This is a genomic window from Halopseudomonas sp. (assembly GCF_038130085.1).
Taxonomy (GTDB): domain Bacteria; phylum Pseudomonadota; class Gammaproteobacteria; order Pseudomonadales; family Pseudomonadaceae; genus Halopseudomonas.
The window spans coordinates 24,528-48,588 of record NZ_JAYPMU010000017.1 but is presented as its reverse complement, the minus strand read 5'-3'; the positions used below and the strand labels follow the sequence as shown (position 1 = coordinate 48,588).

Genomic DNA, 24,061 nt, shown 5'->3' with positions numbered 1-24,061 from the left:
GCAAGCTAGAATACATTTCTAGAATATTGTTCTATTTTGTTTTCCGGATATTATTGATGGCGCGCGAAAGCCGTAAAGACAGCATCCTCAAGGCAGCATTGTTTTGCTTCACCGAGCACGGGGTAGAAGCCACGACGATAGACATGATTCGTGAAGCATCAGGTGCCAGTATTGGTAGCCTGTATCACCACTTCGGTAACCGAGAACGCATTATCGGAGCCTTATACCTTGAGGGAATCAGGCGCTACGGGTTGGTGCTCAACGGGGCATTTACCACAGACAGCACTACTGAACAGCGCGTGCGATCGGTGGTGCTTGGCTACCTTGGCTGGGTAGCTGAAAATCCGGACTGGGCCCGTTTCCTTTTCAACAGCCGTGGTCAGGTAGAAGCTGGGCCGCTAGGGGATGAGTTGAAATCTATCAACGCCCTGCATGTGTCACGGATGAAAGCGGTTTGGGAAGAGATGCAGACGCACGGAGATCTGCGCACCATCCCCGCGCCCTGCATTCCGGCACTGATCACCGGCCCAGCGCAAGAAATTGCCAAGGCCTGGCTGGCAGGCAGGCTGAAGGGGGCCCTGCTTGATTATGCAGAGCCACTAGCAGAAGCAGCTTGGCGCAGCGTCCGTGCCGACGATATCAGCAGCGGAGATGAAGGTAGATTCCGTGCATGATTCAATCTCGCTTGAGCCGTCTGCGCAGGCTAGGGTTTGACTCCCCCTAGCCCGCCGAGGAATGCCACGTGAGTCTGGCCAAAGCCTTTTTTGATGTTGGTCTGTTTACCAATCAACGCTCGGCCCAGCAGCGGTTCTGGGCCGAGCGCGTGGGCCTGCCGTTCGACCATACCCTTAAGCTTGGCGGCGGTGTGCTGCAGCACCGCTATAACGCAGGCAAGGCGGTCCTGAAGCTGAACGATGCCCGTGACCCTTTGCCCATGCCGGCGCACAGCCCGATCAGGGAGCTATTGGTCGCGGTCGAGGGCATGCGCGAGCGCCAATCCCTGCAGGACCCGGATGGCAACCGGATTACCCTGCTCCCCGCTGGCACCGACGGGATTGAGGGACTAGCCGTGCGTTTGCAGGTAACCCACTTGGAAACGAGCCAGCAGTTCTACAGCAAGGTGCTTGGCTGTGAACTGATTGCAGCGGGTGTGCTTAGCTGCGGTCAGGCGACGCTGTTGCTGGAACAAAGCGAGCCACAAGCAAACGACGAGCAGGAAGAATTGGCAGCCGTTGGTTTGCGCTACCTGACGCTCCAGGTGTTCGACTGTGACGAGGCTTACGCCGAGGCGCTGAGCAATGGTGCTCGGGGCGTGCGTGAGCCGGTTACCTTGGGTACAACGGCTCGCATAGCCTTCATCCGTGATCCCGATGGCGTCTGGATCGAGCTGTCGGAGCGCGCCTCGGTGACCGGCAAACCGGTCGCCTGACGCGCCGCTGGCACCTTATCCGCAGAGGTAGGTACCGGTACCGACGGCAATCAACGTACCGTCGTTGGAATGCAGCTCGGAGCGAACTACGCCAACCTTGTTGCCGGAGCGCAGCGGGACGGAGGTGCAGACAAACTGCTCACCGCGGCCGGGGCGCAGATAATCAACGCGCAGGTCGATAGTGCCGAGCTTGGATAGCCGTACCATCCGTTCCTGAACTGTCAGATGGGCGTGGCGATCAAAGGCACCAATCAATGCCATCGCGCCGCCGCAGACGTCAATCAAGGAGGAAATCGCACCGCCATGCAGGATGCCTTGGGTGAAGTTACCGATCAGATCCGGACGCATCGCCAGACTCATCGCTACGCAGTCTCGGCGCAGTTCGTCGATCTCGATGCCGAGCAGGCGATTGAACGGAATGCGATTGAAGAAACCGTATACAGCCTGCGACAGCTCCTCAGGCAGCACGTCGGTTTCAATCTCATCGGAAGGGGTAACAATGGCAGATTCGGTCATGACTTACTCCTGAAACAGACCCTAAACCCTGCCTCATTTGCCCGAGCCGCGCCAGAGCCCAGCACATTGCCGTCCGGCATTTGGCGCTTTAGCCCTGCTCAGTGCCCAACACACCCTGCACGGTGGGCAGCGCCTCGGCGTTAAACCACTTCAGTTTGTCGTGCAGCGATACCACGTCGCCGACAATCAGCAGCGTCGGCGGCTTGATAGTCTCGCCAGCGACCCGTTCGGGCATATCCGCCAGAGTGCCTATCAGTACACGCTGATTGCTAGTGGTGCCCTGCTGAACGAGCGCGATCGGTGTCTCACCGCTGCGACCATGGGCAATCAACTGGGTGCAGATATCCGGCAGACCAACGAGCCCCATGTAGAACACCAGCGTCTGCCCGGTGGCGACCAGTTCGCTCCACGGCAAGTTAGTCGTGCCGTCCTTCAAGTGGCCGGTGACAAAGCGCACCGACTGAGCATAGTCACGATGGGTCAGCGGAATGCCGGCGTAAGCCGAGCAGCCGTTGGCCGCAGTAATGCCCGGTACTACCTGGAACGGCACCCCGTGAGCGGCCAGTTCTTCGATCTCCTCACCGCCGCGACCAAAAATAAACGGGTCGCCGCCCTTGAGCCGAAGTACGCGCTTGCCCTGCTTCGCCAACCGCACAAGCAGTTGATTGATTTCTTCCTGCGGCACAGCGTGATCGCTACGCGCCTTGCCGACGTAAATGCGGTCCGCGTCGCGGCGGCAAAGATCAATGATGGCTGGAGCCACCAAGCGGTCGTGCAAGACCACATCGGCCTGTTGCATCAGGCGCAGCGCCCGGAAGGTCAGCAGGTCCGGGTCACCAGGGCCGGCGCCAACCAGATAGACCTCGCCGCGATACACCTGTCCCTGTTGGCCATTCAACTCGTCTTCAAGCAGCTGCGCTGCCTCGTCGTCCCGCCCGGCAAACACACGCTCTGCAACCTCGCCCTGGAAGATGTTCTCCCAGAATGCACGCCGCTGGTTAATGGTCGGCAGCGCCTCTTTGACCTGCTGTCGGAAGCGCTTGGCCAACTGTGCCAGGCGACCGTACGCGGCCGGAAACAGCGTTTCGATTCGAGCCCGGGACAAACGAGCCAGCACAGGTGCGTGGCTGCCGCTGGAAACCGCAATCAACAAGGGGGAGCGATCAACGATCGCCGGAAAGATAACGGTACACAGGTGGGGCGCGTCTACTGCATTGACCGGAATCCGCAGCGCCTGTGCGTCTGCCGACACTTGCGCGTTCAGCACCTCATCGTCGGTCGCGGCTATCGCCAATACCGCCTCAGCAAGATCACTCGGCTGATAGCCGCCCTCCCGAATCGTGCCGTTGCCACTGGCAACCAGCTCGCGCAGTGCCGGTTCGACCTCAGGCGCAACCACGTACAGCGCAGCGCCTGCTTCGCTGAGCAAGCGTGCCTTGCGCAACGCAATTTCGCCGCCGCCAACAACCAGCACACGGCGGCCGGCCAGATTATGAAACAGGGGCAGGAATTCCATGCTCGCTTCCTCGACAGACTTCATCAAAAGGCAAAGCGGGAGCCAATGGCTCCCGCTGCTGGTAACGCGTTGGCTGACGGCTTAGCCGATACGCTCAACGCCACCCATGTAGCTGCGCAGGGCCTGCGGCACTTCAATACTGCCGTCTGCCTGCTGATAGTTCTCGAGCACCGCCACCAGCGTACGACCCACGGCCAGACCTGAGCCGTTAAGGGTGTGAACTAGCTCCGGTTTGCCGGTTTCCGGGTTGCGCCAGCGCGCCTGCATGCGGCGAGCCTGGAAGTCGCCACAGTTAGAGCAAGAGGATATCTCGCGATACTTGCCCTGGCTCGGAATCCACACTTCCAGATCATAGGTCTGCTGAGCACTGAAACCCATGTCGCCTGTACACAGCGCCATGGTGCGGTACGGCAGCTCCAGACGCTTGAGTACGTCTTCGGCGTGACCAGTCAGCTCTTCGAGCGCTGCTGCTGAGTCTTCCGGGCGGACGATCTGGACCATCTCGACTTTGTCGAACTGATGCTGGCGGATCATGCCGCGGGTATCGCGACCGGCGGACCCTGCCTCACTGCGGAAGCACGGGGTGTGGGCTGTCAGCTTGATCGGCAACTCTTCGGCGGCAACGATGCTCTGGCTGACGATGTTGGTCAGCGAGACTTCGGCGGTCGGGATCAGGTAGAGGTCGCGTTGGTCTTCACCGCGCTGAATCTTGAACAGATCTTCCTCGAACTTGGGCAGCTGGCCGGTGCCCTGCAGGGCTTCGGCCTGAACCAGGTAAGGGGTATAAGCCTCTTCGTAGCCATGCTCGTTAACATGCAGATCCAGCATGAACTGCGCCAGCGCGCGATGCAGACGTGCAATGGGGCCGCGCATCAAGGCAAAGCGGGCGCCGGACAGCTTGGCGGCTGTTTCGAAGTCCAGATAACCGTGCTGCTCGCCCAGCGCGACGTGATCTTTGACCTCAAAGTCAAATTCCCGCGGAGTGCCCCAACGGCGCACCTCCACGTTCTCGTCTTCGTCTTTGCCGACTGGCACGGTTTCGGCCGGCAGGTTCGGCATGCTCAGCAGCATGGCATCCAGTTCGACCTGAATCGATTCCAGCTCCTGCTTGGCTTCAGCCAGTTCATTGCCCATGCGGTCAACGTCAGCCAGCAGCGGCTGAATGTCTTCACCGCGCGCCTTGGCCTGCCCGATCGACTTGGAGCGACTGTTGCGTTCAGCCTGCAGACTTTCAGTGCGGGTCTGAACTTCCTTGCGCCGTGATTCCAGCGCTTCAAGCTGACCGAGGTCGAGCTCATAGCCGCGGGTTGCCAGGCGCTCGGCGAGCAGTTGCGGTTGGGTACGAACGAGTTTTGCGTCAAGCATGGGTCATCATCTTCAACAGTTTCAGGTGGCAGCCGGTCAGCGCGCGAGCGACAGGCCGGCCCAGGTGGCGAGCAATCCAACGCACACACTGAGCAGAATATAAGCCAGAGCCATCAGGCCTTCGCCATTCTCCAGCATCCGCAGAGTGTCCAGAGAGAAGGTCGAGAAAGTGGTAAAAGCGCCAAGAAAGCCGACCACCAGCGTTTGTCGCAGCATGGGGGACAGGTCTGGGCGATCCAGCCAGAGGCCGTATAGTACACCGATAAGCAGGCATCCGAGCAGATTCACGATCAAGGTCGGTAAAGGAAACAGCTTTGGCCAGTGCGTGACTGACCACTGTGCAACGGCGTAGCGCGCAACTGCGCCGAACGAACCACCCAGCATCACGGCCAGATACAGCTTAATCATCCTTCCTCCGTTGCCTGCTGCTCGCGGCGTCCAGTGCACGCAGGTGCTGAAGTTTCTGGGCAATCTTCAGTTCCAGTCCACGTGGAACCGGCTGGTAATACTGCCGGGGATCCAGATCCTCCGGGAAATAATCCTCTCCAGCGGCGTAGGCCTCCGGCTCGTCGTGGGCGTAACGATAGCCCTCGTTGTAACCCAGCTCTTTCATCAATTTGGTTGGCGCGTTGCGCAGATGCATCGGCACTTCAAGCGAGCCCTGCCCTGCGACGTCGCGCATGGCGGTATTGAAGGCGTTGTAGACCGCATTACTCTTGGGCGCACAGGCGAGATAAGTAATGGCCTGCGCGACCGCCAGTTCGCCTTCCGGGCTGCCCAGCCGCTCCTGCACATCCCAGGCGTTAAGACATAGCGTCAGCGCCCGGGGATCCGCGTTGCCGATATCTTCACTCGCCATGCGCACCACTCGACGGGCGATGTACAGCGGGTCACAGCCGCCGTCGAGCATACGTGCAAACCAGTAGAGCGCGGCATCCGGGTTGGAGCCACGCACCGACTTGTGCAGCGCGGAAATCTGATCATAAAAGGCTTCGCCGCCCTTGTCGAAACGTCGGCGCGTATCGCTAAGCAGCTCGCCAAGCAGGTCTGCTTCGATCAAGCCGCCCTGCTCGACCAGGTCCGCAGCGATCTCAAGCAAATTAAGCAGTCGCCGGGCGTCCCCGTCAGACGCATCAAGCAACAGCTGACGCGCCTGCGGGGCGAGTTGCAGTTGCAGGGCGCCAAGCCCTCGCTCGGTGTCCGTTAACGCCCGATCGAGCAATCCGCTGAGCGCCTCTTCGTCCAGGCCCTTGAGGACGTAAACGCGGGCGCGCGACAGCAAGGCGTTGTTCAATTCAAAGGACGGGTTCTCGGTTGTGGCTCCGATAAACAGCAGCGTGCCGTCTTCCACATAAGGCAGAAAGGCGTCCTGCTGAGCTTTGTTGAAACGGTGCACTTCATCGACAAACAAAATGGTGCGACGGCCGTTGGCGGCGTAATTCTGGCGGGCGATGTCTACCGCCTGACGAATATCCTTTACCCCGGCAAGCACGGCAGACAGCGTTTCAAAATGAGCATCGCTGACGGTAGCGATCAGGCGTGCCAGCGTGGTTTTACCAACACCTGGCGGGCCCCAGAAGATCATGGAGTGCAGCGCACCCTGCTCCAGCGCGGTTCGCAGCGGCCGACCGGCGCCAAGCAGGTGGCCCTGCCCGGCGTACTCGTCGAGATTGCGTGGCCGCATACGCGCGGCCAACGGCTCGCGGGGTGCCGGCGCTGCGAACAGTCCGCCGTTATTCACTGATGACGTCGACCCCGTCAGGCACCTCAAAGCCGAACTGCGAAGCAGCAACCGGCTCGTTCAGGATGACGTTCTGGAACAGAATATTGGTACGCTGACCGATTGGGTCGTTGAGTTGCATGTCGTTGATCAGGCCGTCGCGGAACGACAGACGCAGAGTCTCGAACATGGTGTCGCTGGCTTTAGGCGTTAGCACGAAATCATCCACGCTGCCCCCTTGGGTCCAGCTGATGCTGAAATTATCCGTGAGCGTGCTTACATCACCGGACAGCAGTAATGCCGGGGTATGAGTCAGGCGCTGATCGAGTTGCTGAATGGTGACCTGCATCAGGTCCGGGTCATACAGCCAGACCTTCTTGCCGTCAGAAATCAGCAACTGCTCTAGCGGCGGATCCGTGTGCCAGCGGAACTTCCCCGGTCGCTGCAAGGTTACCTGGCCATTGGTTTCCTGCAGGTTGGAGCCGTTTGAGCTCAGAGTCATCTGCGAAAAGTTGGCGGTCAGGGTGTTGGCCGCGGAGAGCAACTGGTTCAGGCGCTCAGCGGCGGCGGCCGGAGTTTCCTGTGCCATCGCAGGCGTGCCCAGCAATGCTGCGCACAGCCCCAGCCAACGCCAGCCAGACAATAGGTTCAACATGGTAGGGAGTTTCTCCACTCAGTCGCGGATCGGCGGCGGTGCGATGACCTCGCGCGAGCCGTTGGTATTCATTGAGGTGACCACACCGGCCATTTCCATGGCTTCGATCATGCGTGCGGCCCGGTTGTAGCCGATCTTGAGCTTGCGTTGTACTGCCGAGATGGACGCGCGACGGCTTTCAGTAACGAACCGTACAGCCTCGTCATACAGCGCATCTTCTTCGCTATCGTCACCGCCGCCACCTTCATAGCTACTGCTGGCGGCGGAATCATCAGCGCCATCCAGAATATCCTGGATGTAATCTGGCTCACCGCGCTGTTTCCAGGCATCAACCAGACGATGCACTTCGTCGTCAGATACAAAGGCTCCGTGCACACGAACCGGCAAACTGGTACCCGGTGGCATGTACAGCATGTCACCATGCCCCAACAGTTGCTCTGCCCCACCCTGGTCGAGGATGGTGCGTGAGTCGATCTTGCTTGATACCTGGAAGGCCATGCGGGTCGGAATGTTTGCCTTGATCAGACCGGTGATAACGTCAACCGAGGGGCGCTGGGTTGCCAGAATCAGGTGGATACCTGCTGCTCGGGCCTTCTGGGCAATACGCGCAATCAGCTCTTCGACCTTTTTGCCGACAATCATCATCATGTCAGCGAACTCGTCGATTACCACTACGATCACCGGTAGCGCTTCAAGTTCCGGAGGCAGGTCCTCCATGCTTTCGCGGCGATACAGCGGATCGGTCAGCGGCGTCCCTGCTTTGGCAGCATCCTTGACCTTGCGGTTGAAGCCGGCAAGGTTACGCACGCCCATCGCAGCCATCAGCTTGTAACGGCGTTCCATCTCGGCGACACACCAGCGCAGCGCGTTGGACGCTTCCTTCATGTCTGTAACGACCGGTGCCAGCAGGTGCGGGATACCCTCGTAAATCGAAAGCTCCAGCATCTTCGGGTCAACCATGATCAGGCGCACTTCCGAAGGCGTCGCCTTGAACAGGATGCTGAGCAGCATCGCGTTTACGCCCACCGACTTACCGGAGCCAGTGGTACCCGCTACAAGCAGGTGCGGCATCTTGGCAAGGTCAGCCATCACCGGATGACCGCCGATGTCGTGTCCCAGTGCCAGGGTAACAGGGGACTGCGCTTCGTCGAACTCGCGGGTTTCCAGCACCTCAGACAGGCGCACAATCTCACGGTCTTCGTTTGGAATCTCGATGCCGACGGTCGTTTTGCCCGGAATAACCTCAACAACGCGAACGCTGATAACCGCCAGCGATCGGGCAAGGTCTTTCGCAAGATTGGAAATCTTGCTGACTTTTACGCCGGGCGCCGGCTGGATCTCGAAGCGGGTAATCACCGGCCCCGGTTGAACCTTTTCAACCTGCGCCTCGACACCAAAGTCCTTGAGTTTGATCTCCAGCAGACGTGACATACCTTCGAGCGACTCGGCAGAGAAGCCTTTGGTCTTCTTGCTGGCCGGATCGAGCAGAGAAATCGGCGGCAACGAGTCAGGCTCCGCGGCATCGGTAAACAGCCGGGTCTGTTTCTCTTTCTGGGTGCGTACGCTGGATTCAACCGGCTTGGTATCCAGCGGCACAATCTCAGGCGGTGTGCGGTTTTCCTGCGAAGCAACGTGCTTGGCGAGCGCTTCCTGGCGCTGCGCCCGGGATGCATCAGCGCGGCGCTGCTCTTCGGCGCTGAACGAGGGCTCCTGACGTGGCGCAGGCACTGGACGCGCCTCGCGGGCAGGAACGGCGGCCTTGGGCGCTTCGGCGCGACGACCGCGCCAGCTAACCCACGCGCGTTTGAGCAGATCAAACAGATCCAGCGTCAAGCGACCGGTGATATCCATCACCTTGAGCCAGGACAGGTTGGTGAAGACGGTAAGACCAAACAGAAACAGCGTCAGGTACAACAGCGTGCTGCCCTGCAGGTTCAGTACGGGGCGGCTCAAGCTGCTCAGCAGCTCCCCGAGCACGCCGCCAGCGCCCGCCCCTTCCGGGAAGTTTGCACCGGGCGTGCCGTGCAGTGCTGCCAGTGCAGTACCGGCAAACAGCGTCAGCACAAACCCGATCAGGCGCCAGGAGAACAGCCAGCCGTTCCAAACCATTGGCTCGTGCCGGCGGCGAAACATCTGGTAGACCTTCACCGCAACAATGAGCGGAAACAGGAAAGCCAAATAACCCAGCGTGAGCAGCAGCACATCGGCTATCCAGGCACCCATCGCGCCGCCAGCGTTCTGCACCAATGCACTGCCGCCGCTGCGGGTCCATCCGGGATCGCTCGGATCGAAGGTGAACAGCGCCATGCACAGGTAAAGGCACAGGGCGATCATCGCCAGCAAGGCACCCTCGCGCAGGCGCAGCGTCAGCTGTTCGCGCCATGGCATCGACATTTTCTGGGCTGCAGTATCCTTCAAAACAACGCTTCCATTTGGATTCAGGCGGTCATTGTACGGCCTGATCAGACCGTTTTCACAACCGCAGAGCACATTACTCGGATAGCAGACCACCCGGGACGCTGGATGTTCCACTTGGCTGTCCTGCTTTATTCATTCAGGACAATAGCTTATAACCTGATTCTGATAAACCATTTGAATTACTGAAGCGGACCCGGAGCACGTATGGCGCAACTGACCTGGCTGACTGGGCACGACATCACCTTCCCGCCCGCCGAGCGAGCGATGAGCGAACCAAACGGACTGCTTGCCGCGGGCGGTGATCTCTCGGTAGCGCGCCTGATCAACGCCTATCGTCATGGCATTTTCCCTTGGTACTCCCCCGGCCAACCCATTCTCTGGTGGTGCCCGGACCCGCGAACGGTTGTGCGGCCAGCGCATTTGCACGTCTCACGCAGTATGCGCAAACTGATCCGTCAGAGCCGTATGCAAGTGACCTTTGATCGCGACTTTGCCTCGGTCATCCGTGCGTGCGCAGAGCCGCGCCATTATGCGGACGGCACCTGGATCACAGCAGAGATGCAGGCTGCCTATCACGAGCTGCACCGCGCAGGTGTGGCTCACTCGGTCGAGGTTTGGCAGGACGACCAACTGGTAGGCGGACTCTATGGTGTTGCGCTCGGAAAGGTCTTTTTTGGCGAGTCGATGTTCAGCCGCACAAGCAACGCGTCCAAGCTGGGCTTTATCGTACTGGTTGAGCAACTGCAGAGCTGGGGCGTTGAACTGATCGATTGCCAGATGCCGACGGATCACCTCTTCAGCCTGGGCGCCGAGAGCATGTCACGCGATGCCTTCTTGCGTTCACTGGTTGAGCTGTGTCCGGAAGATGCGTCCAGCGCCTGGCAAACGGGGGCACTTTGAACCAAGCTGACACGGGCCTTATACTCGGGCGATTGCTGCCCGGGAAGACGCCATGACCGACCTGTCGCAACTCAAGTTTTACGCAACGCACCCTCACCCTTGCAGCTACCTGCCGGAGGAGAGAGCGACCACGCTATTTCTTGACCCCCAGCAGCCGATCGATCTGGAGACCTACAGTCAGCTGTCCGAACTTGGCTTCCGACGCAGCGGCGATCACCTGTACCGCCCACACTGCAAACAGTGCAGCGCCTGCATTCCCGCCCGAATTCCGGTCGACGCCTTTACGGCCAGCTCGGCCCAAAAGCGCATTCTGAAGCGTAATAGGGATCTTCAGGTTGTTGAACTGAAGCCTGAGCTGACAGACGAGATCTACGCGCTGTATGAACGGTACATCTGCGCTCGACACGCCGATGGCGACATGTACCCGCCAAGCAGAGACCAGTTCGCGTCCTTCTTGGCTAAAGACTGGGGCTTTTGTCGTTTCTATGCCTTCCGGCACGAGGGGCGCCTGCTTGCTATCGCTGTAACCGACCAGTTGAGTAACGGCCTATCCGCGGTTTATACCTTTTTTGATCCTGATGAAACCCGTCGCAGCCTCGGTCGCTTTGCCATTCTCTGGCAGATTGAGGAGACTCGCAGGCAAGGCCTGGAGGCCGTCTATCTGGGCTATTGGATCAAGAACTGCAGGAAGATGAGCTACAAGACCGAGTATCGCCCCCTCGAGATGCTGGTCAACCAGCGCTGGGTTCGCCTGACCTGAACAGACATAAACGGTAAAAATTGCCAGCCAACCTTGGCTCATGTGCTGTTTTCAGGCACAATTGGCCACCTTTTTTGTGGGTAACCATCCAATCGCCCACCCAGAATCCACCCCGAGAGGTCGTTGCTTAATGGCAAAAGAAGACAGCATTGAAATGGAAGGCACCATCATCGACACCCTGCCGAACACCATGTTCCGCGTTGAACTGGAAAACGGCCACGTCGTGACTGCCCACATTTCAGGCAAGATGCGCAAGAACTACATCCGCATCCTGACTGGTGACAAGGTACGTGTCGAACTGACCCCCTACGACCTGACCAAGGGTCGCATCACCTACCGCGCCCGCTGATACCGCAGCACCTCGCCGGGCACCCCTCCTCGCCCGGCTGATCGCAACGCCACCCAGAATCCATCTCATCCGAGCTGCTCGGGTGCGCGTTGTTGCTCCTGCGTTTTACCTGTTCCGGCAGGCAATAAAAAACCCGCTCCGGAGAGCGGGTCTTTTTTACTGCACAGCCATCACTTGCGCGGCATGTACTTGCCGACTTCCAGTTTGCCGATCGCCGCACGGTGTACTTCGTCCGGACCATCAGCCAGGCGCAGAGTACGCTGCATGGCGTACATGTAGGCCAGCGGGAAGTCTTCGGATACACCAGCACCGCCGTGCATCTGAATGGCGCGATCAATGACGTTCAAGGCAACGTTAGGTGCAACCACCTTAATCTGGGCAATCTCGCTCTTGGCGATCTTGTTGCCCACGGTATCCATCATGTACGCCGCATTCAGGGTCAGCAGGCGAGCCTGATTGATTTCGATGCGCGACTGGGCGATCAGATCAATGTTGCCGCCCAGGTGAGCCAGACGCTTGCCGAATGCTTCACGCTCAACGGAACGCTTGCACATCAGCTCCAGTGCGCGCTCAGCGGCACCGATCGAGCGCATGCAGTGGTGGATACGGCCCGGGCCAAGGCGACCCTGAGCGATCTCGAAGCCGCGACCCTCGCCCAGCAGGACGTTGGAGTACGGAACGCGGACGTTTTCCAGCACGACTTCAGCGTGACCGTGCGGCGCATCGTCGTAGCCGAAGACCGGCAGCGGACGAATCACTTTGACGCCGGGAGAGTCCATCGGTACCAGAATCATGGAGTGCTGCTGGTGACGCGGCGCATCCGGATTGGTCAGGCCCATGAAGATCATGATCTTGCAGCGCGGATCGCAAGCGCCGGAAGTCCACCACTTACGACCGTTGATGACCCACTCATCACCTTCGCGGCGAGCGTTGGCTTGCATGTTGGTGGCGTCGGAAGACGCAACGCCCGGCTCGGTCATGCCGAAGCAGGAACGGATTTCACCAGCCAGCAGGGGCTTCAGCCACTTTTCTTTGTGCTCTTCGGAACCGTAGCGAACGATGGTTTCCATGTTGCCGGTGTCCGGCGCGCTGCAGTTGAACGCTTCGGAAGCCAGGCCAGAACGGCCCATCAGCTCAGCCAGCGGCGCGTACTCGAGGTTAGTCAGGCCAGCACCCAGCTCGGACTCAGGCAGGAACAGGTTCCACAGACCGGCAGCGCGGGCTTTGACTTTCAGCTCTTCAACGATGGCGGTGGGCTGCCAGCGGTCGCCTTCTGCCACCTGCTGGTTAAAGATGTGCTCGGCCGGGAACACGTGCTCCTGCATGAAGCTGTCCACGCGCTCGCGCAGCTCTTTGACCTTGGGGGAGTATCCGAAATCCATAGTAATTGCCTTTGTTTGGTTGGGTATCGACGAAGAAAATGCTAGATGAGGCAAATGGATTTATCTAACCTATTTTTGCCGTGTATTAACATTCATAAGCGATATATACTTGGCCCTTCTGCTGAACTGCCTTGTCTCGACTTGAGTCAATTAACGAAAGGAAGTTGCGATGAACCTCAGTAAGGTCGATCTGAATCTGTTCATTGTCTTTGACGCGATCTATACAGAAGCCAATCTGACAAGGGCTGGCCAGATTGTCGGCATCACTCAACCGGCGGTCAGTAACGCCCTCGCCCGCTTGCGTGAAACCTTCAATGACCCGCTGTTCGTGCGCACCGCCCAAGGCATGGTGCCCACGCCGATGGCGCAGAACATCATTACACCGGTCCGCAACGCACTGCAGTTGCTTCGTGTTTCGGTGCAGGAAAGCCGCAGCTTTGTACCCGAGCAGGCAACCAAGACCTATCGCATCAGCATGACCGACCTCACCGAGGCCGTTATCCTGCCGCACCTGGCTTCGCGCATCCGCCGCTCGGCTCCGAATATCAACATCGACAGCTTTCTGATCAAGCGCCGCGAAACCACCAAAGAGCTGGCTGCTGGCCGCTTGGACTTCGCCATCGACGCCCCACTGAACACCGATACCCAGGTGCGCCATGTCAAGCTGTTCGAGGATCGCCACGTTTGCGTTATGCGCAAGGGCCATCCGCTAGCGAAGAAAGACAAGATCACGCTGGACGACTACCTGGCCCAGTCACACATCCACATCTCCAGCCGCCGCAATGGTCTTGGCCATGTTGATTTGGCGCTCGGCAAGATGGGCATTCAACGTCGTGTAGTCATGCGTTCACAGCATTATCAGATGGCCCCGCTGGTGCTCGAATCCACCGACCTAATCATGACCGTGCACGAACGCTTTGCTCAACGCCACAATCTGCACTGGACCACGCTGCCGATTGAGGATGTGCCGGCCATCGAAACGCACCTGTTTTGGCACGAAAGCACCGATCAGGACCCGGCCAACCGCTGGATGCGTGAGCAGATTATCGAGCTGTCGCAGAAACTGACTCGTGAACACCAGAAACTGCGCGAGAGTGCCAACGCGGCTGCTGCTGCGGGCCAGTAAGCCAACTTCGTCGCAGCAAAAAAGGCCTGCTTACGCAGGCCTTTTTGCTTTAGGAATGAGCGTTATCCAAATGATTTAAAAGGAAAACGTCTTTTCATTGCTTGTTGCTGCCTCGCCCTCGAAACGCGCAGTTTCCATAATCAACTGCCGAGCAAGGACGCCCAGGGTCATTACCGCTTGCTCAGTCGCACGATTCCAGGGGATGCCGCAGTTCAAGCGCAGGCAGTGGTTGAACTGATCCGAGTTACTGAACACCACGCCGGGTGCAATACTGATGTCATGCTCCATGGCACGATTGAACAGCGTCAGTGTGTCTACACCGCCCGGCAAGCTGACCCAAAGGATAAAGCCACCCTTGGGGCGTGTGATCTGCGTCCCTTCTGGGAAGTACTGCTGGACCGCCAGTTGAAACTGGCTCAGGTTCTTGCAGTACTCCTGGCGAATATGCCGTAGATGCCGGTCATACCCTCCGTTCTCAAGGTACGCGGCGACAGCCATCTGGCTGACGCTGCACGCCGACAGCGTGGTAAACGTCTGCAGTTGTTCGATCGCCTCCTGATAGCGCCGCGTCACCAACCAGCCTGTGCGCACCCCAGGTGAAATGGTTTTCGAGAAACTGGAGCAATAGATGACCGTATCAGAGCAGTCGAAGGCTTTCAGCGCCTTGGACTGTCCATGATCAAACATCAGCTCGCCGTAGATGTCGTCCTCAATAATCGTCAGCTGCCGCTGCGCCATCATCGACACCAGCTTGCGTTGGCGCCCCTCCGGCATAGTCGCCCCCATCGGGTTGCCAGCCCTCGCCGTCAGCACCAGCGCCTTGATCGGCCACTTATCGAGTGCGCGTTGCAGGGCCTCCAGGCTGAGGCCGCTGTCGGGGTCAGTCGGAATCTCAACTACTTTGAGATCCAGCAGCTGGCAGAGCTGAACCAGCCCGTAATAGCTTGGAGATTCGGTGGCAATCAGGTCGCCAGGGCGAGTCACCGCCCGCAGCGCCAGTTGCAGCGCTTCAACGCAGCCATTGGTAATCACCACATTGGCCGGATCCACCATTGCGCCGGCATCACGCATGCGTATTGCCACCTGTCGCCGCAATGGTTCGTAACCCGGGCTGAAGGTATAGCTGAAGGCCTGCTGGCTATGAAAGCGCGTTACCTTGCTCATCTGCTGATGCAGTGCGCGCAGCGGCAGGTATTCGCTGGACGGCACCGCAGCCCCCAACGGGATCACGCCTTCGCGACGCGCCTGCGAAAGAATTTCAGTGATGATGCTGCTACGGGTAACTGCATAGGGCGCCTCGACCTTGGCAATTTGCGGGGTCGGTGCAGTCAGTGCGGGGGTTTGGTGGACATAATAGCCGGACTGCGGACGGGCATGAATCAGTCCCTGATCTTCGAGCGTAGCGTACGCCTGCAGCACGGTGGCGTGGCTGACTCCTTTCTGGGTGCTGAGCTTGCGCACTGAGGGCACTCGCTCTCCCGGTCGGTAGACGCCCTTCTGAATATCCTCTGCCAGCTGCCGTGCAATTTTTTGGTAGAGCAGACTGGTCATGCTGGCTTCCTCCGACAGAGCTTCATCTAATCGCTCACACTAGCGCACTGTATTGCCGCCATAACAGCTACAGATGCAGTACAGTTGACCAGTACAGATTAGCAGATGGATATCTGTTCAAAATCCGAGCAATGCGCTTGCTACTCAGAGACGGGAATCTCCACGGCCTCTGCTGTCGGCTGAAACGGAGCGGCCCAGAACTGGCGGTACTTGTCGAGCAGGCGGCTAGCCTGGTTTCGTTGCGCCAGCTCCTGCATTCCCAGCGCAAGCGCGGAGCGCAATGCCGGAGAGTTGCATACGGAATTGTGAGAAATTGCTAGGTACAGTGGCGCATTAATAAAGGAGCCCTCGAGCGTATCCAGCTGCGCATCAACGCCCATCTGTTGCGCCAGTGCCAACCCCTGATAGCGTTCAAGCACCACATAGTCCAATTGACCCGCAAGCAGTTTGCGCAGCGCGGATTCGCCGCTGCTCAGCCGTTGCAGCTGCAGGTGGTCAGCCGCGTAAGTATCAAATGACAGACCGAAGCGACTCCCCTGCTGAGCGGCGCCGCGCTTGCCTTGCAAGTCCTGCCAGCCGCTGTAGGGAAAAGCGGAACCCCTACGCACGAAAAATACGCTCGGCACGTCCATGATTGCCGGGTATACAAAGTCGAGTGCGCTTAAGCGCTCTCGCGAGAGAAATACGCCAGCCATCACGTCCACCTGACCAGCCTCTACCGCCTCTAACGCCTTGGACCGGGAGCCCAGGTCAATCAGCTCGACAGCAATCCCTGAGTCCTTCAGTGCCAACTGCAGCATCTCGACAGCAACGCCGGTCAGTTTTTCATCGCCCTCGGTAGCCCAAATCAGCGGCGGATAATCCGGGTTGCCCGTCACCACGATGCGTTCACAGCTGCTTTCAACCGCCGCATGGGTAAAGCCGCTTACCAGCAAAGCAGTCGCAGCGCAGGCACGAAGCACTGAAGATAGACGGGAATTACCCAAAATAGCCGACTTGAACATATCAATCCCTTGCTGAGAAAACAGAACGCGCCGAGTAATGACCCACCTGCGCACCTGAGAGTTCAGTGTTCAGGCCGCAACGCCACTGTGGAAACGGAATTCAGCATCATCAGCGAAAATAGCCTCACGCTCAACGCTGGCAAAGCGCGCCACATGCTCTTCAATCGGCTCGTCAGCGTAAGCCTTGGCCAACCGCAGGTAATCCTGATAATGCCGCGCCTCAGACTTGAGTAACGAACGATAGAAATCGCCCAGCTCTTCGTCCAGATGTGGCGCGAGCTTGGCGAACCGCTCACACGAGCGCGCCTCGATAAAGGCACCAACAATCAACGTATCGACTAGCCTACCGGGCTCTGTGGTGCGCACGTGCTGCCGCAACCGCTGCGCATACTGACTGGCCGAGAGTCCGCGGTAACGGATACCACGCTTGAGCATGATGGCCGTGACCTGCTCAAAGTGCCGCAACTCTTCCCGGGCCAGGCGCGACATTTTCTGCAGCAAATCGGGTTTGTCCACATAACGGAACATCAGCATCAGCGCGGTAGAGGCGGCTTTCTTCTCACAATTCGCGTGATCTATCAGTAGCTCTTCGGGATGAGTCAGCGCCTGCTCAATCCAGGCATCGGGGGTTCTGCAGGGCAGAAAGGCAAGCAGTTCTTCGGGCAGCATGGCGTCCGTCATAAGTAAATTCGTCACGCCGCGCAGTATACCCGCTGCGAGGCACCATCAGCAGCCCGAATAGACTTGGATCAACACAATGTCGGCAAAAAAGAACTACATTGAATTCAACGGTCACAAACGTTAAAAAAATGAAGACAGGGAGAACAGCATGCAAGCCGTCAAACGCATTCTAGTGGTTATCGACCCAACCCAGGAGGAGCAGGTTGCACTCACTCGCGCCAGCCTCATTGCGGGCTTTATCGAATGCGAGTTGCATCTTCTGGTGTGCGAGGATCGCCAGGACTACAGCGACCTTCTGGCGCGTCTGCGCGTTGAACAAGACGCCAAGGGTGTTCGCTGCAGCGTTACTCAGGACTGGCACCACAATCTCACCGACACCATCTGCCGGGCGGTGACTCGCGAAGGGTGTGATCTGGTCGTCAAGCAGCATCGTCCTGACAATCCGTTGCGCAAGGCGTTGCTCACACCTGATGACTGGAAACTCCTGCGCTACTGCCCTGCTCCGGTGTTGATGGTCAAGACTGGTGATAGCTGGCTGAAAGGCAACGTGCTGGCAGCCGTCGACGTGGGCAACCACGATGATCAGCACCACATTCTGCACGACACCATTGTCAGCCACGCGGCCGACATCGCCGAGATGGTCGGAGGTCAACTCCATTTGGTCAGTGCACACCCTGCGCCGATGCTCTCTTCTGCCGATCCGGACTATCAGCTGAAGGAACGCATTGCCGCCGATTATCTGGAGAAGGCTGGCCAATACACCGACCAGTACGGCATTGACGCGGCACACCTGCACATCGCCGAAGGCCCTGCGGATTTTCTGGTACCGGACGTTGCCAGCAAGATTGGCGCAAGCGTAACCGTTATCGGCACCGTCGCTCGCAAGGGGTTGGCTGGCGCGCTGATTGGCAATACCGCTGAGGTCGTGCTCGATCAGTTGGGCAGTGACGTTCTGGTGCTCAAGCCAGAGGACACGCTAGCTCACCTTGAGTCACTGCTGGAGAAGTAAGCTGGCTTTACGCGACCGGCGGCATCCGCCGGTCGTAGTAGGCCTGCGATAAAGCGAAAAACGTTTGATCCACCTCGTCACGGAGCTGACGGGTTGTCATGCCGCCCCACTCACCACGAACCCTGAGCCCAGCAGATTCCAGCGGTTCATCACCAAGCCGGGATACCAGGCGCAAGACCTTCATGGCCAGCGGCATTGCAGCATCCACCGCTACTTTCCGACTTTCCAGCGCTTGCTCAAGTTTCACGGCCGAGATCAGCTCGACCCGAGCCTGGATGACTTGCTCAAGCAACTGCTCAAGCCGTAACCAGACCGCGGCACGCTGGCTCTCGCTGTACCGGTTCCAGTCAACGATCTCGTGACTGAATCGTTTGCATCCGCGGCAGACCTGATCCCCGTAAACCGTGGAGCACAGCCCAACACAGGGTGTTTTACTGAAATAGGCGGCCTTGTTCGCCATACGTCAACCTGCTCTAGATAAAGGCAGCATGATAGACGAGGCGCACCGGCAGGCCCAGCCAACTGACTCACACGGGATACAACCGCGCTGCAACTTAACTTTGCGCTCCGCATCCTGTAGAATCAGCCCGCCGTTAGGGCTGTGTTTCAGGCGTTCGCCCGCAACCCGTTACGTATCTGCCATCAGTTACCCAGGTTGCCCCCCACCAGAACGGGCAGACGTCTGTAACAGTCTTATTGTCGGCACACTTTAGGGAAGCACTGAATAACTCCCTTGGCCAAGATGCTTATTCAGTGCTTCCCGGAGTCCGAAAGGATGATCGTTCCGCCACGAGTGGAACAGACTGATGAGGGTAATAACTGTGCTTGAAGCCTATCGCAAACACGTTGAAGAGCGCGCTGCTCAGGGCGTCGTTCCTCAGCCGCTGAACGCCGAACAAACTGCAGGTCTGGTTGAACTGCTGAAAAACCCGCCGGCAGGTGAAGAAGCGTTTCTGCTTGACCTGCTCACCAATCGCGTCCCGCCGGGCGTTGACGAAGCCGCCTACGTCAAGGCCGGTTTCCTCTCCGCTATCGCCAAGGGCGAAGCAACCTCCCCGCTGCTGACCAAAGAGCGCGCGGTTGAGCTGCTGGGCACCATGCAGGGCGGTTACAACATCGCCACTCTGGTCGAGCTGCTGGACGACGCTGCCTTGTCCGCTACCGCAGCTGAACAACTCAAGCACACCCTGCTGATGTTTGATGCGTTCCACGACGTTGCCGAGAAAGCCAAGGCTGGAAACGCTAATGCCAAGGCCGTAATGCAGTCCTGGGCTGATGGCGAATGGTTCGTCAACAAGCCTGCTGTACCGGACAAAGTATCCCTGACCGTCTTCAAGGTTCCGGGCGAAACCAACACTGACGACCTGTCTCCTGCACCGGATGCCTGGTCCCGTCCTGACATCCCGCTGCACGCGCTGGCCATGCTGAAAATGGCCCGTGATGGCATCGAGCCGTCCGAGCCGGGCGCTGTAGGTCCGCTGAAGCAGATCGAAGACGCCAAGGCCAAAGGCTTCCCGGTTGCCTACGTTGGTGACGTTGTGGGTACCGGTTCTTCCCGTAAGTCTGCAACCAACTCGGTTCTGTGGTTCTTCGGCGACGACATTCCTTACGTACCGAACAAGCGTGCTGGCGGCTTCTGCTTCGGCACCAAGATCGCTCCGATCTTCTACAACACCATGGAAGACGCCGGCGCTCTGCCGATCGAATTCGATTGCACCAACCTGAACATGGGCGACGTCATCGACGTTTACCCGTACGAAGGCAAGGTCTGCAAGCACGGTACTGACGACGTCATCACCACCTTCGAACTGAAGACTCAGGTGCTGCTGGACGAAGTACGCGCTGGCGGCCGTATTCCGCTGATCATCGGCCGCGGTCTGACCGAGAAGGCCCGTGCTGAACTGGGTCTGGGTGCTTCCGACCTGTTCCGCAAGCCTGAGCAACCGGCTGACACTGGCAAGGGTTACACCCTGGCTCAGAAAATGGTTGGTAAGGCCTGTGGCGTTGAGGGTATCCGCCCCGGCACCTACTGCGAGCCGAAGATGACCACCGTTGGTTCTCAGGACACCACTGGTCCGATGACCCGTGACGAACTGAAAGACCTGGCGTGCCTAGGCTTCTCTGCTGACCTGGTAATGCAGTCTTTCTGCCACACCGCAGCCTATCCGAAGCCGATCGACGTCAACACCCACCACACTCTGCCTGACTTCATCCACAACCGTGGTGGTGTTGCGCTGCGTCCGGGTGACGGCATCATTCACAGCTGGCTGAACCGCATGCTGCTGCCCGATACCGTTGGTACCGGTGGTGACTCTCACACCCGCTTCCCGATGGGCATCTCCTTCCCGGCCGGTTCCGGTCTGGTCGCTTTTGCTGCTGCCACCGGCGTTATGCCGCTGGACATGCCGGAATCCGTTCTGGTTCGCTTCAAAGGCAAGATGCAGCCCGGCATCACCCTGCGTGACCTGGTTCATGCGATCCCCTACTACGCCATTCAGGAAGGTCTGCTGACTGTCGAGAAGAAAGGCAAGAAGAACATCTTCTCCGGCCGTATTCTCGAGATCGAAGGTCTGGATCATCTGACTGCAGAGCAGGCGTTCGAGCTGTCTGACGCCTCCGCAGAACGCTCCGCTGCCGGCTGTACCATCAAGCTGAGCGAAGAGTCTGTTGCCGAGTACCTGAAGTCCAACATCGTCCTGCTGCGCTGGATGATCGCCAACGGCTATCAGGATCCGCGCACTCTGGAGCGCCGCGCCCAGGCAATGGAAGAATGGCTGGCCAACCCGAGCCTGATGTCTGCCGACGCCGACGCCGAGTACGCTGCCGTGATCGAAATCGATCTGGCCGACATCAAAGAGCCGGTACTGTGCGCGCCGAACGATCCGGATGACGCTCGTCTGCTGTCCACCGTTGCTGGTGAGAAAATCGACGAAGTATTCATCGGTTCCTGTATGACCAACATCGGCCACTTCCGCGCTGCTGGTAAGCTGCTCGAGAAGAACAAGGGTGCCATCCCGACTCGTCTGTGGCTGGCTCCGCCGACCAAGATGGACCAGTACCAGCTGACCGAAGAAGGCTACTACGGCATCTACGGCAAGGCCGGCGCTCGTATGGAAATGCCGGGCTGCTCGCTGTGCATGGGTAACCAGGCGCGTGTTGCTGCCAAGTCGACTGTTGTCTCCACCTCCACACGGAACTTCCCGAACCGTCTGGGTGATGGCGCTGACGTCTTCCTGGCTTCTGCCGAGCTGGCATCGGTTGCGTCCATTCTGGGCAAGCTGCCGACCGTTGAGGAATACATGGAATACGCCGCGCAGATCGACAGCATGGCGAGCGATGTCTATCGCTACATGAACTTCAACGAAATCGAGTCCTACCAGAAAGCCGCTGCGTCCATCCCGGTCGCACAGCTCTGATAGCTGACCCGAAAAAAGCCCCGCACTAGCGGGGCTTTTTTTTGGCTGTTTGTCAGCGCGCCATTACCAGGTAAGGGCTTAGGCCTTATTCCAACAGCGAAGCTCCAAGCTTGAGCGCCGTTTCTGTCACCGTCTCCACCGAGTGCGCATAGCCGCTCGCCATCCAGTGCAGAGCGATATGAATAACCCCGCCAAGAATGCCGGCTTGGAGCATTTCATCGAAGTGCTCGCCCGGATGCGCGAGCGCGCGGGTCATGTCCTCACTGCTTGCCTTCAGTGCCTGGTCGATCGCCTCGTCGACTGCAGGGCTGATACCCCGAATGTCGACAAATAACAGACGAGCCAGCTTGGGGTTGTCACGCAGGTAGCTGAAATACGCATGCAGCATCGCCCTGCTGCGCTCCATCCGGTCCTCTCCCGCAGCCTGGGCAGCGGCCATATTGAGTTCGCGCACCTTGCGAGCGGCCTGCTCGTAGCACGCAATCAGCAACTCGTCGCTGTGGCCGAATGATTCATAGAAGTAACGCTGAGTTAGCCCTGCGGCATCACACACTTGTTTGACACCGGAATGGCGATAACCAAACTCACCATAGATCTGGGTAGCAGCGTCGATAAGCTGCTGACGACGCAACGCTCTGCGCTCTTCGGTGGAGGAGCCGCGATAGCGACGTTTGACTGAGGTAGCTGTATTCATGCAGTGAATTCTGACAACAAGGATTGCCAAAGAGTATATGACAATCTAGATTGTCACCACTACCCACGTTACGGGAAACAACAATGACACAAGAACAACAAGCATTTGAACCTGTACCACTGGACGTCCTTATCATCGGCGCAGGCCTCTCAGGCATTGGCGCGGCCCACGCGCTGAGTGCCCAATGCCCTGACAAACGCTACCTGATCCTCGAGCGTCGCCAAGCGATCGGTGGCACCTGGGATCTGTTTCGCTATCCCGGCATCCGCTCTGACTCCGACATGTACACGCTCAGCTACAGCTACAAGCCCTGGACCAACCGCAAGTCCATCGCTGACGGCCCCGACATCAAGCGCTATATCGAGGAAATCGCCGAAGACTCCGGCGCCATTCACAACATCCGTTTCCAGCGCCGTGTGATCTCAGCCAACTGGTCAAGCGAGCGGGCGCGTTGGGAAATCGTCGCCCTGGCTACGGATGAGTCTGGCGCTGAGCATGAGGAACGCTACGAAGCCCGCTTCCTGCTCTCCTGCTCAGGCTACTACAGCTACGACGAAGGCTACCGTCCTGAATTCCCTAACGAAAAGGCCTTCAAGGGGCAGATCCTCCATCCTCAGTTCTGGCCGGAAGATCTCGACTACAAGGGTAAGCGCGTCGTTGTAATCGGCAGTGGTGCCACCGCGGTCACCTTGGTGCCGGCGATGACCAAAACGGCGGCGCACGTTACCATGCTGCAACGGACGCCCAGCTATGTGGTAACCCGCCCCCAGCGCGACGGGATAGCGCAATCATTGCAGAAATGGCTACCACTGCAGACTGCGCACTCGCTGACGCGCTGGAAAAACGTTTTTCTTACTCAGTTCTTCTTCCGCATTGCACGCAATCGCCCGGAGCAGTTCAAGGAGCGCGTCCTGCACATGGTCAAGACGCAGATCGGCGATGTCGATATGAAGCACTTCACCCCGGACTACAAGCCTTGGGACCAACGCGTTTGCGCGGTGCCTGATGGCGACCTGTTCCGCGATGTGCGCGCAGGCCGTGCCAGCGTCGTGACCGATACCATCGACAGCTTCACCGAGAACGGTATCCGCCTCAGTTCTGGCGAGACGCTGGAGGCCGACATCATCGTTACCGCGACCGGCCTGAAGGTAAACGCATTGGGCGATGTGACCGTTTCCGTCGACGGCACGCCAATGCCGTTCAATGAACGTATGTCATACAAAGGCATGATGCTCAGTGACGTGCCGAACATGATCGTCACCTTTGGCTATACCAATGCCTCCTGGACGTTGAAGGCCGAGCTGACCGCCAGCTATACCTGTCGGCTGCTGCGCTATATGGACAAGTACAACTACCGGACTGCGGTAGTGCGTCGCGATGCATCCGTTCAGGAACAACCCTTCCTCGACTTCACTTCAGGGTACGTTCAGCGCGCGGCCAACGTGCTGCCAAAACAGGGAGACCGCGCGCCCTGGCAGGTCAATCAGAACTACCTCAAAGATAAGTTCACCATTCAATACAGCCGTATCGACGACGGCGTGATGCAGTTTCAATAATAAGGAAAACAGAC

The 24,061-nt window shown here is 58.7% G+C and carries 22 protein-coding genes; 9 read left to right on the top strand and 13 right to left on the bottom strand.

Going from position 1 to position 24,061, the window contains the following annotated elements; genetic code table 11:
• Positions 1 to 56: 56 nt before the first annotated feature.
• A complete protein-coding gene (locus AAFM31_RS13105; protein ID WP_341708371.1) occupies positions 57 to 674 on the top strand; it encodes a TetR/AcrR family transcriptional regulator in 618 nt (205 codons plus the stop codon).
• Between the two features lie 68 nt (positions 675 to 742).
• The gene (locus AAFM31_RS13100) at positions 743 to 1,429 is read left to right on the top strand and encodes a VOC family protein (protein ID WP_341708370.1); all 687 of its coding nucleotides are present in this window, start codon (positions 743 to 745) and stop codon (positions 1,427 to 1,429) included.
• Positions 1,430 to 1,444: 15 nt separating this feature from the next.
• Here the strand turns inward: AAFM31_RS13100 and AAFM31_RS13095 are convergent, their stop codons facing one another.
• From AAFM31_RS13095 to AAFM31_RS13065, 7 genes are all read right to left on the bottom strand, one after another.
• Entirely contained in the window at positions 1,445 to 1,945 is a 501-nt protein-coding gene (locus AAFM31_RS13095) for a thioesterase family protein (protein WP_341708369.1), read from the bottom strand.
• Between the two features lie 88 nt (positions 1,946 to 2,033).
• Positions 2,034 to 3,461, bottom strand: a complete 1,428-nt coding sequence (gene cysG, locus AAFM31_RS13090) for a siroheme synthase CysG (protein ID WP_341708368.1) — start codon at positions 3,459 to 3,461, stop codon at positions 2,034 to 2,036.
• A gap of 81 nt (positions 3,462 to 3,542) precedes the next feature.
• Positions 3,543 to 4,826, bottom strand: coding sequence for a serine--tRNA ligase (serS, locus tag AAFM31_RS13085; RefSeq protein WP_341708367.1), 1,284 nt, complete (start codon positions 4,824 to 4,826; stop codon positions 3,543 to 3,545).
• A gap of 36 nt (positions 4,827 to 4,862) precedes the next feature.
• Positions 4,863 to 5,234: a fluoride efflux transporter CrcB gene (gene crcB, locus AAFM31_RS13080; RefSeq protein WP_341708366.1), complete on the bottom strand. Its 372-nt coding sequence runs from the start codon at positions 5,232 to 5,234 to the stop codon at positions 4,863 to 4,865.
• Entirely contained in the window at positions 5,227 to 6,510 is a 1,284-nt protein-coding gene (locus AAFM31_RS13075; protein ID WP_341708398.1) for a replication-associated recombination protein A, read from the bottom strand. Before AAFM31_RS13075 ends, crcB begins: the two co-directional genes overlap by 8 nt.
• 49 nt (positions 6,511 to 6,559) lie before the next feature.
• On the bottom strand, positions 6,560 to 7,201 hold the full coding sequence (gene lolA, locus AAFM31_RS13070) for an outer membrane lipoprotein chaperone LolA (RefSeq protein WP_341708365.1): 642 nt from the start codon (positions 7,199 to 7,201) through the stop codon (positions 6,560 to 6,562).
• Between the two features lie 18 nt (positions 7,202 to 7,219).
• Positions 7,220 to 9,619, bottom strand: coding sequence for a DNA translocase FtsK (locus AAFM31_RS13065; protein ID WP_371833036.1), 2,400 nt, complete (start codon positions 9,617 to 9,619; stop codon positions 7,220 to 7,222).
• 204 nt (positions 9,620 to 9,823) lie between these two features.
• Here AAFM31_RS13065 and aat point away from each other — a divergent pair, with 204 nt between their 5' ends.
• From aat to infA, 3 genes are all read left to right on the top strand, one after another.
• Positions 9,824 to 10,519 (top strand): leucyl/phenylalanyl-tRNA--protein transferase, encoded by a 696-nt coding sequence (aat, locus tag AAFM31_RS13060; protein ID WP_341708364.1) that lies wholly within the window; start codon positions 9,824 to 9,826, stop codon positions 10,517 to 10,519.
• A gap of 52 nt (positions 10,520 to 10,571) precedes the next feature.
• Positions 10,572 to 11,279 (top strand): arginyltransferase, encoded by a 708-nt coding sequence (locus AAFM31_RS13055; RefSeq protein WP_341708363.1) that lies wholly within the window; start codon positions 10,572 to 10,574, stop codon positions 11,277 to 11,279.
• Positions 11,280 to 11,409: 130 nt separating this feature from the next.
• Positions 11,410 to 11,628, top strand: a complete 219-nt coding sequence (gene infA, locus AAFM31_RS13050) for a translation initiation factor IF-1 (protein ID WP_080050557.1) — start codon at positions 11,410 to 11,412, stop codon at positions 11,626 to 11,628.
• Positions 11,629 to 11,798: 170 nt separating this feature from the next.
• Here infA and AAFM31_RS13045 read toward each other — a convergent pair whose 3' ends face one another.
• Positions 11,799 to 13,010, bottom strand: a complete 1,212-nt coding sequence (locus tag AAFM31_RS13045) for an acyl-CoA dehydrogenase (RefSeq protein ID WP_341708362.1) — start codon at positions 13,008 to 13,010, stop codon at positions 11,799 to 11,801.
• Positions 13,011 to 13,179: 169 nt separating this feature from the next.
• Here AAFM31_RS13045 and AAFM31_RS13040 point away from each other — a divergent pair, with 169 nt between their 5' ends.
• Entirely contained in the window at positions 13,180 to 14,136 is a 957-nt protein-coding gene (locus AAFM31_RS13040) for a LysR family transcriptional regulator (protein WP_341708361.1), read from the top strand.
• Positions 14,137 to 14,211: 75 nt separating this feature from the next.
• On the opposite strand, the gene AAFM31_RS13035 is transcribed toward AAFM31_RS13040, so the two are convergent.
• The 3 genes from AAFM31_RS13035 to AAFM31_RS13025 form a co-directional block, all read right to left on the bottom strand.
• Positions 14,212 to 15,687, bottom strand: coding sequence for a PLP-dependent aminotransferase family protein (locus AAFM31_RS13035; RefSeq protein WP_341708360.1), 1,476 nt, complete (start codon positions 15,685 to 15,687; stop codon positions 14,212 to 14,214).
• A gap of 140 nt (positions 15,688 to 15,827) precedes the next feature.
• The gene (locus tag AAFM31_RS13030) at positions 15,828 to 16,691 is read right to left on the bottom strand and encodes a transporter substrate-binding domain-containing protein (RefSeq protein ID WP_341708359.1); all 864 of its coding nucleotides are present in this window, start codon (positions 16,689 to 16,691) and stop codon (positions 15,828 to 15,830) included.
• A 69-nt stretch (positions 16,692 to 16,760) separates the two neighbouring features.
• Complete coding sequence (locus tag AAFM31_RS13025; RefSeq protein WP_341708358.1) at positions 16,761 to 17,372, bottom strand: tRNA-(ms[2]io[6]A)-hydroxylase; 612 nt, start codon at positions 17,370 to 17,372, stop codon at positions 16,761 to 16,763.
• Positions 17,373 to 17,520: 148 nt separating this feature from the next.
• On the opposite strand from AAFM31_RS13025, the gene AAFM31_RS13020 reads away from it, so the two are divergent.
• A complete protein-coding gene (locus AAFM31_RS13020; RefSeq protein ID WP_341708357.1) occupies positions 17,521 to 18,381 on the top strand; it encodes a universal stress protein in 861 nt (286 codons plus the stop codon).
• Positions 18,382 to 18,388: 7 nt separating this feature from the next.
• On the opposite strand, the gene AAFM31_RS13015 is transcribed toward AAFM31_RS13020, so the two are convergent.
• Positions 18,389 to 18,841: a DUF1289 domain-containing protein gene (locus AAFM31_RS13015; protein ID WP_341708356.1), complete on the bottom strand. Its 453-nt coding sequence runs from the start codon at positions 18,839 to 18,841 to the stop codon at positions 18,389 to 18,391.
• A gap of 361 nt (positions 18,842 to 19,202) precedes the next feature.
• On the opposite strand from AAFM31_RS13015, the gene acnB reads away from it, so the two are divergent.
• A complete protein-coding gene (gene acnB, locus AAFM31_RS13010) occupies positions 19,203 to 21,797 on the top strand; it encodes a bifunctional aconitate hydratase 2/2-methylisocitrate dehydratase (RefSeq protein ID WP_341708396.1) in 2,595 nt (864 codons plus the stop codon).
• Positions 21,798 to 21,882: 85 nt separating this feature from the next.
• On the opposite strand, the gene AAFM31_RS13005 is transcribed toward acnB, so the two are convergent.
• Positions 21,883 to 22,491, bottom strand: coding sequence for a TetR/AcrR family transcriptional regulator (locus tag AAFM31_RS13005; protein WP_341708355.1), 609 nt, complete (start codon positions 22,489 to 22,491; stop codon positions 21,883 to 21,885).
• Between the two features lie 83 nt (positions 22,492 to 22,574).
• On the opposite strand from AAFM31_RS13005, the gene AAFM31_RS13000 reads away from it, so the two are divergent.
• Positions 22,575 to 24,047 (top strand): NAD(P)/FAD-dependent oxidoreductase, encoded by a 1,473-nt coding sequence (locus AAFM31_RS13000; RefSeq protein WP_341708354.1) that lies wholly within the window; start codon positions 22,575 to 22,577, stop codon positions 24,045 to 24,047.
• The last annotated feature ends 14 nt before the right edge of the window (positions 24,048 to 24,061 follow it).

Coding starts and splice junctions, on each gene's coding strand:
- AAFM31_RS13105 (WP_341708371.1), top strand. CDS start 57: ATGGCGCGCGAAAGCCGTAAAGACAGCATCCTCAAGGCAGCATTGTTT.
- AAFM31_RS13095 (WP_341708369.1), bottom strand. CDS start 1,945: ATGACCGAATCTGCCATTGTTACCCCTTCCGATGAGATTGAAACCGAC.
- cysG (WP_341708368.1), bottom strand. CDS start 3,461: ATGGAATTCCTGCCCCTGTTTCATAATCTGGCCGGCCGCCGTGTGCTG.
- serS (WP_341708367.1), bottom strand. CDS start 4,826: ATGCTTGACGCAAAACTCGTTCGTACCCAACCGCAACTGCTCGCCGAG.
- crcB (WP_341708366.1), bottom strand. CDS start 5,234: ATGATTAAGCTGTATCTGGCCGTGATGCTGGGTGGTTCGTTCGGCGCA.
- AAFM31_RS13075 (WP_341708398.1), bottom strand. CDS start 6,510: ATGCGGCCACGCAATCTCGACGAGTACGCCGGGCAGGGCCACCTGCTT.
- lolA (WP_341708365.1), bottom strand. CDS start 7,201: ATGTTGAACCTATTGTCTGGCTGGCGTTGGCTGGGGCTGTGCGCAGCA.
- aat (WP_341708364.1), top strand. CDS start 9,824: ATGGCGCAACTGACCTGGCTGACTGGGCACGACATCACCTTCCCGCCC.
- AAFM31_RS13055 (WP_341708363.1), top strand. CDS start 10,572: ATGACCGACCTGTCGCAACTCAAGTTTTACGCAACGCACCCTCACCCT.
- infA (WP_080050557.1), top strand. CDS start 11,410: ATGGCAAAAGAAGACAGCATTGAAATGGAAGGCACCATCATCGACACC.
- AAFM31_RS13045 (WP_341708362.1), bottom strand. CDS start 13,010: ATGGATTTCGGATACTCCCCCAAGGTCAAAGAGCTGCGCGAGCGCGTG.
- AAFM31_RS13040 (WP_341708361.1), top strand. CDS start 13,180: ATGAACCTCAGTAAGGTCGATCTGAATCTGTTCATTGTCTTTGACGCG.
- AAFM31_RS13035 (WP_341708360.1), bottom strand. CDS start 15,687: ATGACCAGTCTGCTCTACCAAAAAATTGCACGGCAGCTGGCAGAGGAT.
- AAFM31_RS13030 (WP_341708359.1), bottom strand. CDS start 16,691: ATGTTCAAGTCGGCTATTTTGGGTAATTCCCGTCTATCTTCAGTGCTT.
- AAFM31_RS13025 (WP_341708358.1), bottom strand. CDS start 17,372: ATGACGGACGCCATGCTGCCCGAAGAACTGCTTGCCTTTCTGCCCTGC.
- AAFM31_RS13020 (WP_341708357.1), top strand. CDS start 17,521: ATGCAAGCCGTCAAACGCATTCTAGTGGTTATCGACCCAACCCAGGAG.
- AAFM31_RS13015 (WP_341708356.1), bottom strand. CDS start 18,841: ATGGCGAACAAGGCCGCCTATTTCAGTAAAACACCCTGTGTTGGGCTG.
- AAFM31_RS13005 (WP_341708355.1), bottom strand. CDS start 22,491: ATGAATACAGCTACCTCAGTCAAACGTCGCTATCGCGGCTCCTCCACC.
- AAFM31_RS13000 (WP_341708354.1), top strand. CDS start 22,575: ATGACACAAGAACAACAAGCATTTGAACCTGTACCACTGGACGTCCTT.